Source organism: Streptomyces odonnellii (assembly GCF_000981895.1).
GTDB classification, from domain to species: Bacteria; Actinomycetota; Actinomycetes; order Streptomycetales; family Streptomycetaceae; genus Streptomyces; species Streptomyces odonnellii.
The window spans coordinates 1-14,719 of record NZ_LATD01000228.1; the positions used below are offsets into that span (position 1 = coordinate 1).

The 14,719-nt window shown below is 67.5% G+C and carries 8 protein-coding genes; 5 read left to right on the forward strand and 3 right to left on the reverse strand.

The genetic code is table 11. The annotated features are described in order from the left end of the window. From WH07_RS21285 to WH07_RS21295, 3 genes are all read right to left on the reverse strand, one after another. On the reverse strand, positions 1–1,608 hold a 1,608-nt coding region (locus WH07_RS21285), incomplete at its 3' end, for an AAA family ATPase (protein WP_046502374.1). A gap of 1 nt (position 1,609) precedes the next feature. Next, positions 1,610–2,782, reverse strand: a complete 1,173-nt coding sequence (locus WH07_RS21290; RefSeq protein WP_046502377.1) for an exonuclease SbcCD subunit D — start codon at positions 2,780–2,782, stop codon at positions 1,610–1,612. A gap of 388 nt (positions 2,783–3,170) precedes the next feature. After that, on the reverse strand, positions 3,171–4,997 hold the full coding sequence (locus WH07_RS21295; RefSeq protein WP_046502379.1) for an ATP-dependent nuclease: 1,827 nt from the start codon (positions 4,995–4,997) through the stop codon (positions 3,171–3,173). Between the two features lie 732 nt (positions 4,998–5,729). On the opposite strand from WH07_RS21295, the gene WH07_RS21300 reads away from it, so the two are divergent. The 5 genes from WH07_RS21300 (at position 5,730) to WH07_RS21320 (ending at position 14,698) form a co-directional block, all read left to right on the forward strand. Continuing rightward, on the forward strand, positions 5,730–6,902 hold the full coding sequence (locus WH07_RS21300) for a helix-turn-helix domain-containing protein (RefSeq protein WP_079023417.1): 1,173 nt from the start codon (positions 5,730–5,732) through the stop codon (positions 6,900–6,902). Then, the gene (locus tag WH07_RS21305) at positions 6,899–7,438 is read left to right on the forward strand and encodes a hypothetical protein (protein ID WP_046502382.1); all 540 of its coding nucleotides are present in this window, start codon (positions 6,899–6,901) and stop codon (positions 7,436–7,438) included. Before WH07_RS21300 ends, WH07_RS21305 begins: the two co-directional genes overlap by 4 nt. A 149-nt stretch (positions 7,439–7,587) precedes the next feature. Then, positions 7,588–9,189: a DUF2397 domain-containing protein gene (locus WH07_RS21310; protein WP_052744502.1), complete on the forward strand. Its 1,602-nt coding sequence runs from the start codon at positions 7,588–7,590 to the stop codon at positions 9,187–9,189. Continuing rightward, positions 9,186–10,463, forward strand: coding sequence for a TIGR02678 family protein (locus WH07_RS21315; RefSeq protein ID WP_063775803.1), 1,278 nt, complete (start codon positions 9,186–9,188; stop codon positions 10,461–10,463). The genes WH07_RS21310 and WH07_RS21315 overlap by 4 nt, the downstream gene beginning before the upstream one ends. Further along, a complete protein-coding gene (locus WH07_RS21320) occupies positions 10,460–14,698 on the forward strand; it encodes a TIGR02680 family protein (protein WP_052744503.1) in 4,239 nt (1,412 codons plus the stop codon). The genes WH07_RS21315 and WH07_RS21320 overlap by 4 nt, the downstream gene beginning before the upstream one ends. Positions 14,699–14,719: the final 21 nt, after the last annotated feature.

Sequence of the window (14,719 nt, forward strand, 5' to 3'; positions counted from 1 at the left end):
CTGGTCGGAGTGAGGGGATGCAGGGTTGGGGTGGGTGGGCGAACCGCAGACCATACAGGGTTCGCCTTCGGTGAGCTGTAGGGCGAGTTCGGCGGCCATGCCGTCGGTGCGGCTGCGTCGGATGTCGATATGTTCCTGGGCGGCTTTCCTCGTCGCGGTCTGTGCGTTGAGGAGGGCTTCTTCGGCCTTGGTGATTTGCTGGACGTAGGTGTCACGGCGTTTCGCTGCGTCCAAGCGGCCCGCTGACAGTGCCAGAGCGGTGGTGTGTCCGCGAACGGCTTCCTCTGTGGTGCGGGCAGCTTCAAGGCGGACGAGGAGGTCTGCACGGCGCTGCGGTGCATCGTTGAGCCAGGCTTCAGCGTCGCGCAGGTCTTGGGCCAGTTCCTGGCGTTCGTCATCCAGTTTCTGCAGATCCGTCTGGTACTGCTGCAGGGTGGCTTCGTCGGGCAGCAGCGCATGCAGGGCCCCGATGTCCGCACGCATCTGCTGTCCGGCGTCGGTGAGCTCGGCGGGAGCGAGGGTGGCGTGCTCATCGTTCAGGTGGGTGCGGGCGTCGCGCTCGTTGTCCTGCGCATGGATGTGCTGGGCTGCGGCGGCAGTCGCGGCGTTCAGGAACGGGGCGACCTTCTGTCCGTGGAGGGCGCGTTGCCGTCGCTGATTGAGATCGGCCTGCCGCTCTGCCTGTTCCTCCAGCGTCTCGAGCTGACGGTGCGCTGCGCGGTGCGCCTCCTGATTGGCCGCAAGGTCGCGTACGGTGCGCTCCTTGTCGCGGAAGGCTGCCAGTTCAGTCTCTGCAAGGCCAGCGGCGGTGGCTGCGTCCTGTTCGTGGGTGGTTGCCTTGCTGTGCAGTGCGGTTGCCCAAGTGAGGGCGGGGCCGGTGAGGGTGGCGGGGTCGGAGGCCAGAGGTGCGCTCTGTTCGGGCTCAAGGTCCGCCCTGGCTTCCTGCTGGATGCGTTCGGCCAGGCGCAGGACATCCGCACGTGCTTCGTCGCGTTGTTTGGCGAGTGTGTTCTTTCGTCCTGCCAGCCAGTCCTCGATGGATCCGAAGCGGTGGGTGTGGAAGAGCTTGCCGAGCAGGTCTTTGCGGTCGGAAGCATCTGCGCGCAGGAATGTGGTGAACTCGTTCTGTGGCAGGAGGACGACCTGGCAGAACTGCTGCCGGCTCATGCCCAGTAGCTCCTTGATCTCGTCTGCGGCTTCCCGGTGGGACTTGCTCAGCGCTTCCCAGCGGCCGTGGCCGAAAGGGTCCAGGGCCCATTCGCTGAGGTAGGTTTCAGCCTTTTGCGGGGTGGTGCCCTTCCCTCGGACTTTCGGCTTCATCTGGGCGGGGATGCGCCGGATCCGTAGGCGCTTCCCGGCGAGGGTGACCTCAAGTGTCACCTCGGTCAGGAGGTCGGCAGCGGCGTGGTCGCTGCGCAGCTGGAGATTGCGATCGGTGGGTGGTTCGCCGTAGAGGGCTACGCAGATCGCGGCGAACAGGGTGCTCTTGCCGGCGCCGGTGTCGCCGTGCAGGAGGAAGAGGCCGTCGCGGGAGAGGGTGTCGAAGTCGACAGTGTGGGTGGCGGCGAAGGGGCCGAATGCCTGCAGGTGCAGGATGTGCAGGCGCATGTCAGACGGATTCCTTCTCCTTGGCGCTGACGCGGGAGTTGTCGATTGCTTCCTGGAGGAGGAGGCGTTCTTCGTCAGTGGGCTGGGTGCCCCGCACGGTGGTGATGAAGTCGTGGGTAATGTCAAGGTCGCTGCGGCCTCGCAGCCGCTCGCTGTAGGTGGGGCTGGTGGTGGTCTGGGCAGGGATGGCAGTGGGAATGTGCTCGATGTGCAGGGTGTGGGGGAAGCGCTGTTTGAGGCGGGCCATGGGTTCGTAGGGGCGGGCGGTGTCGGTGAGGGTGATGTGCAGCCAGGACTCGGTCAGGGATTCGTGGGCCGGGTCGGTCAGCAGGTCTTCCAGGCGGCCTGTCAGGCGGGCAAGCGGCAGTTGCAGGTCTGCGGGCAGTGTGGTGCGGGTGATGGCAGGTGCGGCGTCGGCGGGCAGGTTGATGAGGGTCAGGGATTTGCTGTGCCCGGTTTCGGAGAAGGAGTAGGCCAGCGGGGAGCCGCTGTAGTGGATGCGGTCGTTGACCTGCTGGGCGCCGTGGAGGTGGCCCAGTGCGACGTAGTCGATGCCGTCGAAGACACTCGCGGCGGCGTGGTCGACGCCGCCGACGCTGATGTCGCGCTCACTGGGGCAGCCGGTCGAGCCGGTGATGAAGGCGTGGGCCAGCACGACGGAGCGGGTGCTGGCGGGCCGGGTTGCCAGGTCGGCGCGGATCTGGTCCAGGGCCGAGGCGAGAACGGCTTGGTGGGAGGCGGCTTCGGCCTCAAAGTGTGGGCGGACCAGGGTGGGCTCGAGGTAGGGCACCCCGTAGACGGCGGCGGGGCCGGTTGGGGTGTTCAGCAGGATGGGGGTGGCGACGTCGGCCGGGTCGGTCATCAGGTGCACCCCGGCTCGGGCCAGGAGGCCGGAGCCGACGCCAAGGCGGTGTGCGGAATCATGATTCCCGCTGATCATGATGGTCGGTATGCCCAGGTCTGCGAGCCGGTGCAGAGCACGGCTGAACAGGCGTACCGCGTCCAGACTGGGAATGGCACGGTCGTAGATGTCCCCCGCGACCAGCAGGGCGTCCACCTGCTCGGTGCGGGCGGTGTCGCAGATGTGGTTGAGGACCTTGCGCTGGGCGTTGATCAGGTCTTCCCCGTGGAACCGGCGTCCCAGATGCCAGTCCGAAGTGTGTAAAAACCTCATGTGAAGTGACCGTAGCCAGGCTTCCTCTGATGTGGGTGGGTTTTCGGATAAACATCGCTGCTTGAGTGGAGATAGATGCAGATGGGAGGAAGGTTTCTGCGGGCTGGAGGGGGCCGGGAGATAGGGCTGACGGGCTACGTTACAAAGCGTGATTGTCAGTGCTGGCAGGGAAGATAGAGGGGTGGGAAGGAGGAGAGATGACCTCTCCGAAGTCTGCTCGTGCTGGCTGTTTTCCCGCGCCGGGCGGGTGCAGGTGGTGTGGGATCGGTGCTCGCTCCCATGCCCGTCAATGGGTGGAAGGGGTGGGCTGGCATGTCTGGGAAACACCGACCGATGAGCAGCGCAAGGAGCGTATGCGGGCGCGTCGTGCCCAGCGGCCGGCGCCGGGTCAGTGAGCCAGTTCTTGCAATTGGGCGAAGATTTCCCGCAGTTGCTGGGGTACGTCCTGGGGGGTGGTGAGGGTGGTGGCCAGCCCGTAGACCATGGCGGGTTTGCCTTTGGGGCTGTTCTCTCCCGCTTCGTTTTTGATCATGTCGAGGATGCGGGCGCTGAACTTCTTGCCGTCGCGGTGAGCGGTGAAGTCGCCGGCGCTCCATGTCAGCGGGGCGGGCCGGGGCCAGCGGGCGTTGGCGGCGGCGGCCCACTGCTCGTCACTGAAGAGTTCTTCGAGTTCGTTGTAGCCCTCGGCCTCTCCGACGTAGGACACCTGGGTGTCGAGGTCGAGGCCGAACCGCCTGAGGCGTTCGTCTTTGAACAGCTTGTTGGTGCGGCTGTCGGCATCCACCATCAGCATGACCGTGCGCTGGTGTTTGACGAGGTAGCGGGCCAGGTGCAGGGCACCTTCGTTGTTCTCGCATCCCCACAGGGCGATTCCTGCTGCCTGCAGGGACATGTTCTGGGAGAGACGGAACAGCAGGGGCAGGTTCTGCTGTTCGGTGTCCCCTTCGACGGCCAGGAAGCAGCGTTCGTGCAGAAGGACGGAGTTGCGCAGGCCCAGAGAGGCCGCGATCTGGCCGAGGTGGAAGTCGATGCCGTCATGCTGGTCGTCCTCGAGCCGCTCCACAACGGTGCGGCCGCTGGGGCCGAGGCTGAGGTGTACGACGTCGGCGATGTCTACGCCGTCGATGAAGTTCATCGAGTGGGTGGCGACCATGACGCTGACGTGCGGCAGCGCGCACTGCTTGCGGATGATCTCCATGACGGTGCGCTGGTGGCGGTAGTCGAGGTGGGTGTCGGGCTCGTCGTAGACAACGATGGTCTGCGTGCGCTCCTCGCTCTCCGGCTCCCCTGACGCGGCCAGTTCGGTGCTTTCCAGGAGATTGCTGGTCCACTCCCACACAGCCAGGGCGATGCGGCGGGTGCTGCCCTGCCCCGCACGTGTCAGGTCCACGGGTTCACCGTCGGCCCGGGAAACATGGAGTGGAGCGCCCTGGAATCCTCCCTTGAAGGAGACCACAGGCTTCACGTCGACTCTGACGTACTCGGCGCAGTGCTGACGGATGTGCTGGCAGAGGGAGTCGGCCTCCTTCTCCAACCGCTGGTTGATCTCTCCCTCGATCTCCCGGACGCGGCCCTGAAGGCTCTCGTCCTCCAGGTGTGTCTTGTAACTGCTGCTGAGAGCGGTACGCACGGCGTCGTCGGGGCTCTCGTCCTTTCCCCCGAACGACAGGAGCCGCGGCAGCCGTTCCTCAAGGCTCTTGGGGAGCATCTGCCACTCATCCACCTGGGGCACGCTCTTGGCGTATGCGGCCAGAGCAGCCCGCAGGTCATCCCTGAGAGTTCCCGTCGGAGACAGACCGTACTCAGCCACGAGTTCAGCCAGCGCAGGCTTGAGCAGCCGGTCCAGGTCACGCAGCCGGGAATCGGCGGGCTGACTGCCGAAGTACTCCCAGCAAGCGGCCTCCCCCAGGAGCGATCGCCGGCGGATGCGTACCCGTTCGGGGAAACCGCTGCGGGCCTGTTCCCCGGCATCCAGCCTGAACTCACCCTCCACCCACGTTTCCGCGCAGCGCTGCCCCTTGGCGTCCGCGCCCTGTACGTAGGTCCGGTCCTCATCTGTCAGGCGATGCGTGCCCAGGAGGAAGGCCAGCGCGGTGAGCACCGCGCTCTTGCCTCCGTCGTTGCGGCCGACCAGGACGGTGGGCCGGCTGACCGGGATGTCTTTGACGTGAGTCAGGGAGCGGAAGCCGCCCGCGGAATAGCTGTCGAGATGCACGGGAGGAGTTGCTCCGTATCTCCCCGTCCGGAGTGGACAGAGGTGTGGCGTGCGGTGTGTCCGCATGCTGGTGAGGCATCTGAGCCGGAAACGCAGGTCGCCATATTAAGTGTTGTTGAGCAACGGAGGTATGTTTTGCGTCAATTGAACGACCGGCCCCTGGCGGCCACGGCTGGAATCGGGGGCGGCTCCGCCGCTGCGAGAGAGCCTGAAGCGAGTGGCACGCGACCACCAGGTGCGCGGTGAGGTTCCGCGACGGCGGCAGTGACCTCCGTCTCCGGTAGGCCGCAGTTCGACGACCGGACCCAGCAGGCCGCGCACGCAGTCCCGCATCCGCCGACGCGCTCGACGCGCGAGAATCGGCCGCCGCCCCGCAGGAAAGATTCTTCAAGTGCGGTCGCCCGCAGCCTCGTTCCAGGTTCCTCGATCACGCCCGGCCCCAACCCAACACAGCCAGGGATCCTCGCCCCGCCAAAATCCGTTCCCTGCCGGCCGCACCTCGGGATAGCCGAAGGTTACGAAGATCCACCCGGGATCGGTCTCGGGCGAGCTCTAGGGAACCAGGATGCGCAGGCGTGGAACCCGCGCCATACGAGGCGGCACAGGCCGTTACACAGAGCGGCTGCATTATTCACTGGCGCCCGGGAGCCCCACAGTGACCACATTCGATCAATCGCGATCACCCGCAATCGAATCATTGCGATTTTCGCAACGCTCGATTATGGTGGGGTGATGACGGAATCGTTGCATGCGCGAGTGCGCCAGGTACTCGACAGCGTCGGCGACAGGCAGGCGGAGTTCGCGCGACGTATAGGAATGAGCGCTGACAAGCTCAGCAAATCCCTCAAGGGCACACGGCGTTTCACCTCCCTGGAGCTGGCACTCATTGCCGAGCAGGGACACACGACCGTCGACTGGCTGCTGAACGGCACCGAGCCCCGCAAGGCCACGGCGATGGCCGCGCGCACCCGCGCCCGCGGTGTAGCGGCACCGGATGACAGCAAGGCTGCGGCTCTCCGCTACGCGGAGAGCATCGACGCTCTGGCGGGCGTCGGATACCGTCTGGAGCTGCCGCAACTGCTCCCCCTGCCCGGCGGAAGCGACCTCCTCACACAAGGCTCCGATCTGGCCCAAGGCGCTGCCGCCATGATCGGCCGGAGCCCACGTGGTATCACCGCGCGGGGACTCGCCGAGCAGTGGGAGAAAGCCTTCGGTCTGGTCGTCGCAGCCACCGACCTGCCCGATGGCCTCGACGGGTTGTCATGGGACACAGGCGACTTCCGTCTCATGCTGGTCGGCCGTACGGACATGTGGACACGCCAACGCTTCACGCTTGCCCATGAGCTGGGCCACATCCTGGCCGGCGACGCCACCGACCACCCGCTCACCGAGCGCGTTGCCCCCAGCATCGACCAGAGCCAGACAGAGATCAGGGCCAACGCATTCGCCACCGAATTGCTCATGCCGCACACGGAACTGGAGCACAGCGCCAAAAACGCCGGGAGCCCGAGCAGGGAAGCACTGCTGTCCCTGTCCTGGGAGTACCAGGTCTCCCCCAGCGCGATGGCGACGCGTCTGCGCACCCTCGGCATCATCAGTGACGAACAGCGCCGCTCATGGTCAGCTGCCACCACCCGCACAGCGGCCGAGCACGCAGGAGACCCCGGCCGGCACATGCGATACGCCCAGCAGGCGGGCGACGGCTGGTACTCCGCAAGCCTGGCTAAACTGGCGATTTCCGCCTATGTCCGGGGGGACATCAGCATCCGGCTCGTCTCCACGGTGACCGGGCTGGACTCCGACCGTCTGCTGGACCTCTTCCGTCCGGGTCCTGAGGCCCAGTACAGCACTCTGCAGCCCGATGCCCCGGCAACCAGTCCAGCAGAACTGGCATTCTATCCGTGACCTCTTGGTGGTTTCCCGACAACACTGTGCTGTGCAACTTCGCCTCCGTCAACGCCCTCGATCTACTCAAAAGCATTCTCAACGGGCGGGGGCGATGGACCGAAGCCGTCGCCTACGAAGCGAGCAGATCAGCCCAGAGCACCTACGCCCGGCTCGCCGACGTGGCCTTCGACGGCTGGCTCGGGGATCCTCTGGAAATCCAGGATTCCGAGGCCGATCTGGTCGAACGCGTACGCCGGGCCGCGTTCGGAGGCTCCGCCAGCGCACCCCTGCAGCATCTGGGGGAGGCCCAGACACTGCACATCATCCAGCGCTGGGCGGACTTCAGGAGTTCCTTCCGGCTCAGCGACGACCGCGCAGCGTGCGATCACGCCCGGCGCCAGGGCATCACCACTCTGGAAACGCAGGACGTGGTAGCCCACGGATGCAGCGCGGGCGACATCACCCACACCGATGCCTACAAGCTCCTGCGGCAGATGCGGGACGCGGGCAGGCACGTCTCCATACCGGAGGATCCCTCCGGCCTGCTCCGCTAGCCCACCCTCCAGACTGAGACGCCCTGTCAAAATCGATCATTTTCTTTTTTTACCGATCGATCGCAGGGAAACAGGAGCTTCCCGCCCTAACCTGATCATCGGCACTTTCCTGGCCTCTTGCGGCCGAGAAAGAGCCAGAGGGGGCGGGAGTGGAGGAAGGCTACTTCGGAGACGAAAACGGCTCCGAAGACGAGTTAGACGAGCGGCGCGATCTCTTCCGGTATGTGACGGCCGACAATGCGGCCGAATACCTCGCCGTCATGGACCAGTTCACGCAGACGCTGCTGACCGACCTGTCTGCCGCGGAGATCAGCGAGGCCCTGGCGAAGCGCGGCATTGACCTGTCCCCGGAGGATGCGGAGAACCGGTGCAGCAGCCTGGTCCGCTGGAAGAACCTCATGCCGTCCGCACGCGATCCTCGTGTTCCCACAGTCGCCGCGCTGCGCTACACCCGGGCACGTTTCCAAGTCACCCGGCTCGGCGGCACGGTCCACCGGCAGGTCACCAAGGTCCTGCAGATGCGCGACGGCGCGCGGGAAGTGGCACGCGAACTGCTCGGCAGCATGGCCGCATTGCTGTCGAAGATCCTCCGCCAGGCACACCATCCCCGCACCATCGACGCCGAGGCTCTGGCGGCCGATGTCACCACCGTCTTCACCAACCAGGCGTACTTCGCCGACAGCATCCGCGACTTCTACGCCTATCTGTCGTCCGTGCTGGTCCGCTACGACCTGGCCGGTGAGGAGTACGCGTCGTTCAAGGGCCTGCTGCTGGAATACGTCCACCTCATCGACACCGACGTCTCCCGGCACTCACCCGCGGTCCTGAAATGCCTGGAAGACCTCCAGCCGGTCCTGGACCATGTCCTGAGCGCCCTGGACGGCCTGCCGGGCCTGGCTTCCGCGGACGGCGCCCCCGTCGAGCGGCTGCCCGGACGGCAGCACAACGACTGGGCGGAGCTGCAGGCCTGGTACAGCGGCGGCGACGGCGGCATGTCCGGGCCGGCGCAGCTGCGGGTGGCGGCCGAGTCTGCTCTGGGGCAGTTGCTCACCAACGCGCGGCGCATGCTCACTCCCGGCGGCACCGGAGGGGCCAGGCGCAGCGATCTGATGCACCTGGCCGGCCTGTTCGCGCAGGCCAGTGTCGAAGAGGCCCATCGCGGCTTCTCAGCCGCCTTCGGCGCCTATCCCGCGCGCCATGTGAGCTTCGGTCCCGACGAGGCCGATCCCCGTGACACCGCTTCGACCTCGTGGTGGGACGCCGGCCCAGTGGATGTCCCGGTCTCCTTGCGGGAGCGCGGCGACCGCACAGCACGCGGACGCACCGCGCGGGTGCCCGACCCCGGTATCGACATCGTCCGTCTGCTGGAAGAGGCCGCGCAGGAACTCGCGGCCCGGCTGATGGCCGGGGCCGAACTCGCCGCTGCCGGTCCGCTGGACGGAGCACACCTCACTCCTGCGGCCCGTGACCTGCTGCTGGAAATGGTGTCCATGGCGCTGGCCAAGGAACTCAGTCCGTCAGAAACGGTGCGCGTGGACGACGTCGATCTCAATGTCGCCGTGGACGTCGCGGAGTCGGACACCGACACCGTGATCAGATCGGACGACGGCGACACAACCTTCTTGTGTCTGGCTCTCAACGCCTTTGCCGCCGACGAGGCCCGCCCCGTTGATGCACCGGGCGAAAGCGCGGCAGATGAAGACGCGGGCGAGGGCGGGCAGCCGCTCCCGCCCGCAGGAGGCATCCAGTGAGCGCGATCACCATGCCGGCCGGCTCCACCGCGCAGCACGAGGCGGCGGAGCGGCGCCTGGCAGCCCGCACGCTGCTGGCCTGCCCGGTGCTGACGTCGCACCGGCAGCCGGACGAGCTGGCTGTGGTCCGCAGGCATTCCGCCGCATTGCGGTCCACCTTCGCCAAGCTCCTGAGCTATCACCTCATCGTCGAGACCTCCTTTGCCCGGCTGGTGAAGACGCCCCCGAGCCCGGACAGTCCGCTTCGGCCCGTCCAGCGGGGAGACAGCCCGCCCTTCACTCCGCAGACCTACGCGCTGTTCTCGCTGGCGTGTGCCGCATTGCTCACGCCCGGCACCGGGGAGTGGCTGCTGATCTCCTCGCTGGTCGAACAGGTACGGGCCGACGCCGCCTCAGCCGGGGTCGAACTGCGCGACACCCCCTCGGAAAACCGCCGCCTGGTCCAGGCCGTCGGACTTCTCATCGACTGGGGTGTGCTGACCGAGACCGACGGATCGCTGTCCGCGTGGAGTGAACGGCGCGAGGAGGGCGTGCTGCAGATCCACCGCCCCCTGCTGCCGCATGTGCTCCCCCGCCCGTTGCGCAATGTGGCCTCTCTGACTGACTTGGCGGCTCATCTGCCGAGCGGGGCATCCGAGCCCCGGCGCAGTCTGCGGCGCCGGCTGGTAGAGAATCCGCTGGTGAAGCGGGAAGAGCTGCCGGAGGACGAACGTGATGTCCTCTCCCGGGAACGCTCGGAGCTGACGCGTCTTCTGGAAGAGCACTTCGGGCTGACGCTTGAGGTCAGGGCGGAGGGAGCTCTGGCCTATGACACCGAAGGGACCCTCAGTGATGTGGCCTATCCGGGCCCGGGCACCGTGCGCCAGGCAGCGCTGCTGCTGACCGATGCACTGACCGATCTGGCACGGCCGACGGCGGGTCACCACGTCACCGGGAGCACGGCAGATGTCCCGGGCCTCCTGACACCGTGGGACACGGTCCGCAGTGAACTGGACGGCCTCGCCTCGCGCTACGCCAGAGCCTGGGCCGGTGCCTATATCGCCGATCCGGCCCGTCTGCAGAAGGAGGTCGTGGCTCTGCTGGAATCCATGTCGCTGGCCCGCAGCCTGCCCGAAGGTCTGGTGCTGCACCCGGCAGCGGCCCGCTACCGGCCCCAACCGCACGCTCAGCCGACCCGCGCAGCACGGCGGCTGGCCAATACAGCGCCCGATGGCGCCGACGCACCGCCTTCCGACACGCTGTTCACCGAGTCCTTCCTCAGGAAGACGCTATGAGTGCCCTCGCCTTTCCCGGACCGCGCAAATCCGACAGCCCCGCGGGCGGGCGAGCACACACCAGTGCAGCCCATCCGTACCGGTGGCGGCTGAACCGAGCAGGAATCGTCAACGTCTGGTTCTACTTCGACCAGCGCTTCACTCTCTCCGGCGGCCGCCTGGTGCTGCGGGGCTCGAACGGGTCCGGCAAGTCCCGGGCCCTGGAGATGCTGTTGCCATTCGTCCTGGACGCCGACCGGCGCCGCATGGATGCCACCGGGTCCGGCAAGGTCCGGCTGGAGGACCTGATGCGGGCGGGCGGCGACGGCCAGACCAACCGGCTCGGATATGTGTGGCTGGAGCTCACCCGCGACGTGGAGGACACCGGCAGTGAACAGCGCACGGAGTTTCTGACCACAGGTGCCCTGATCCGCTTCTCACACAGCACTGCGGAAGCGAAGGCCTGGTACTTCCTCACCCCCCTGCGGGTCGATGAGGACCTGGTCCTTCTCGACACCAGCCGGGTCCCGTTGTCAAAGGAAGGTCTGACCGCCGTCATCGGAGCGGACCGTCTGACCTCATCTCCCGACGTCCACCGGGACCGGGTACGCACGGCTGTCTTCGGGCTCCACGGCGGCCAGGGACGCGAGCGGTACACGGGACTGCTGCAGCTGCTGCACACACTGCGCTCGCCCGACGTGGGCAATCGCATCGACGAAGGCCGCCTGCCCCAGATCCTTTCCGACGCCCTGCCCCCTCTGTCCGACAAGGCCATCGCTACAGCAGGTGAAGAACTCGACGGGCTGGAAGAGACCCGGGCCGCGCTGGCCCGGCTGGAAACCGCCTACGGTCACGTCGCGGACTTCCTCCGGGTCTACACCCGCTACGCCACGGGCGTCTGTATTACTGCCAGTGACCGCACCCAGGCTGCGGCCGTTCTCGCCCGGGACACCGACGCGACGGCCGCACAACGGGAGAAGACATACCTCCAGCTCGTCCGCGACCACGCCGACGCGGTAGCCAAAAGCAGTGAACTGGACGGCTACCGCGATGAACTGGAAGCAACTGTCGCCGGAATCCGGCAGTCGAGCGAGTACAAGGCTGCCCGGGAACTCAGCGAACGCCTCAGCACCCTGCAGGCTCTGGAAGCGGCCGCCCGCAACGCCATGGCCACCGCCAAGGGGGCCCGCGAGGAAGAACAGCGTAGCGCCGATGCGTGCAACGAAGCGGCCCAGGATGCCAAGAGCGCGGCGGACGAGGCGGCCGAGATCGCCCAGCAGGCCGGTGAACTGCTGGTCCGCGCAGGTCTCAATACCCCGCTGCCCCTTGCCCCCGGCGTTGAAGTGCGGCCGCCGGACCCCGTGGTAGAGCCGGTGCGCACCACAGCGGATGCCGACCCGGAGCCCGTCAGCCGCCCGGCGGCACTGTGCCTCGTCCCCGCCCCGGAGCACATCACTGAGACAACCGACGAACTGCGCGCGGCGATGGCCGCCCTGCGCTCCGCTGCGGCCACCCGGGCCCAGCAGGCAGCCGCGCGCGCCGGCGAGGCCAATGAGCTGGCGTCCTCCCTCGAGAAAGTACGGCGCGCACAGGACCGGGCCGAAGACGCCGCCGCAGACGCTGTCACGGCCGAAGGCAAAGCCGAACAGGCAGAAACCAGCCGCGATGAAGCGGCAGCGAATCTGGCCGTGGACTGGCGGACCTGGACTTCATCCGCGCGCTCACAGCGCCTGCTGGGCGGCGTCGACTGGTACAGCACGGCCGTCGCCACCCTCCTGGACGACATCGAAGCCCTGGCCGGTGACGTGCCGGCCGGCCCGGAAGCCGACCGTGAACTGGCCCGTCTGGACGCTCTCGCCCACCAGGTGGCCGCGCCTGCCCGAGCCCTGCACGCACAGCAGACGGCCGCACTGGCCGCACAGGCACAGCAGGAACAGGCCCGACGCAAGCAACTGCTGGCCGAAGCCGGCGAACTGCGCGCGGAGCGGGATGTACCGCCCGCGGTGCCCGACTGGCTGGACAGCCCGCCCCCCGGTGCACCGGCACTGTGGCAGCTGCTGGAATTCCGTCCCGAGGTCGACGCACCCATACGGGCCGGCGTGGAAGGCGCCCTGCTGGCCTCGGGGCTGCTGTACGGCGTCCTCACGCAGGACGGCGACGTGGTCGTCGGCAACGGCCAGCTGCTGCTGGGAACCGGCGGTCCCCCGGCACTGCGCTCGCTGCGCACGCTGCTGGTCCCGGCCAGGAGCGACAGCAGGGAGGTGGCGCGCGTCAACGCCGTCCTGGATCAGGTCGCTCTGAGTCCGGGGCACCCCACCTGGGTGTCGTCCGACGGTTCGTGGGGCAACGGTCCTCTGAGCGGACGTCACCTGCCCGCAACCGCCCGCTATGTCGGCGCCACCGCGCGGGCGGCCGCCCGTGCGGCCCGTCTCGCCGAGATCGACGTACTGCTTGAGCAGTTGCAGCAGGCGGCACAGGCGCGCAGCGAGCAGCAGGATGCCCTGGAGGCCGGGCTGCGGGACCTGGAGAGCCACCTGATGGAGGCTCCGCGCTCCGTACAGCTCGCGACGCTGCGCCTGCAGGCCGCCTCAGCCCGCACAGATGCCGTCGCCGGCCGCAGGCAAGCAGGCGTGCTCGCGGAGGAGGCGGAGCGGATGCAGCGGGCCTGGACGGCCCGCCAGCGCAGCCACCGCGAGGTCTGTGCGGCCCTGGGAATGCCCGACGACGCAGACGGTCTGCGGACCATGCAGGCCTGTGCGGAGCAGTCACAGACCATGTGCCGGAATGTGGACCGCGCCGGTGAAGCGGTCAAGAAGCATCTCGCCCGCCAGCAGCTTCTGCTGGCGGGCTTGCACGCGGTCCGCGGCCGCCGCAGTGAGGCAGAGGAGCATGCCGGGTCGGCAGCCCTGAACTGGTCGCGGGAGGCCTCGGCTCTGGCCGCGTTGCGGGAGAGCCTCGGATCCAGCCCTCAGGAGGTGCACGACCGTCTCGACGCAGCCGAGCGGGAGCTGAAGCGGACCAAAGAGACCCTGCAGCGCACCAGCAGCCAGGTACTCGACCTGACCGGTCAGGTGGCCGCAGCCAAGGAGAAGGCTCAGGGCGCCCGGGAGAAAGCATACGAGGCACAGGGAGCTCTCGTCCGGCAAGCCAAGGCGCTGCACGGGCGCTTGAGTCATCCGGCTCTGGCCGTGGCCCTGGTGCCGGGCGCGGTTGCTCCTGCAGTACTGCTGTCGGCGCGCGCCAGTGCGGACGACGTCCTGGCGGTGATGGGCGAAGTCCGGGCAGCGGTGCAGCGGCCGGACAGCACCGCCGATGCCACAGCACTGGTACGCGCCCAGTCGGTGCTGGAACGCAACACCGCGGGCGCCTACGATGTGACCGTCACGATCGAGGACGAACTCCATGTCGTGGAACTGACTGATGCCAGCGGACGGCGCCACATCGCCGATGCCGCCGCCGAACTGCGTGAACGACGTGACCGCGGACGCGGCGCACTGACCCAGCGTGAGCGCACTGCCTTTCACAACTTCGTCCTGGGCGGGATGGCCGAAGAACTCCGCAACCGCATCCTCGAGGCTGAAAGTCTGATCAAGGCGATGAACACCTCGCTTCAGCCCATCACCACCAGCCACGGCATCGGCGTCAAGGTCCGCTGGCGCCTGGCCGATTCGGCCAACGAGCACATCACGCGGATCAAAGAGCTGATGAAACGCGACGTCCATGTGCTGCGGGAAACGGAATCCGAAGAACTCATCAGCCGGCTCAAGGCGCTCGTGGACACCGCATACAGTGCTGACCCCCAGGCCGGATACGCCACCCACCTGCACACGGCTCTCGACTACCGGGCCTGGCATGTCGTGGACGCCTTCATCACCGGTCCCGAACCGGGCCAGGAACGCAAGATCAGCCGCCGGGCCAAGCTCTCACAGGGCGAGACCCGCTTCGTGTCCTACGTGACCCTGTTCGCCGCCGCCGACGCCTACCTCAGCAGCCTGCCCGACACCGGCCGGGCCCTGCGGCTGATCCTCCTGGATGACGCCTTCGCCAAAGTCGACCACCGGACCATCGGTGAACTGATGGCGCTTCTGGTCCGTCTGGACCTCGATTTCGTCATGACTGGCCACGCCCTGTGGGGATTCTTCCCTGAGGTTCCCGCCCTGGACACCTACGAAGTACGCCGAGCCGAAGGCACCGCGGCCGTGACCACCCACGTCCACTGGGACGGCCGCACCCGCCACCTGCGCGCCGCATCATGACCCCCCGTTCCCTCCCCCAGC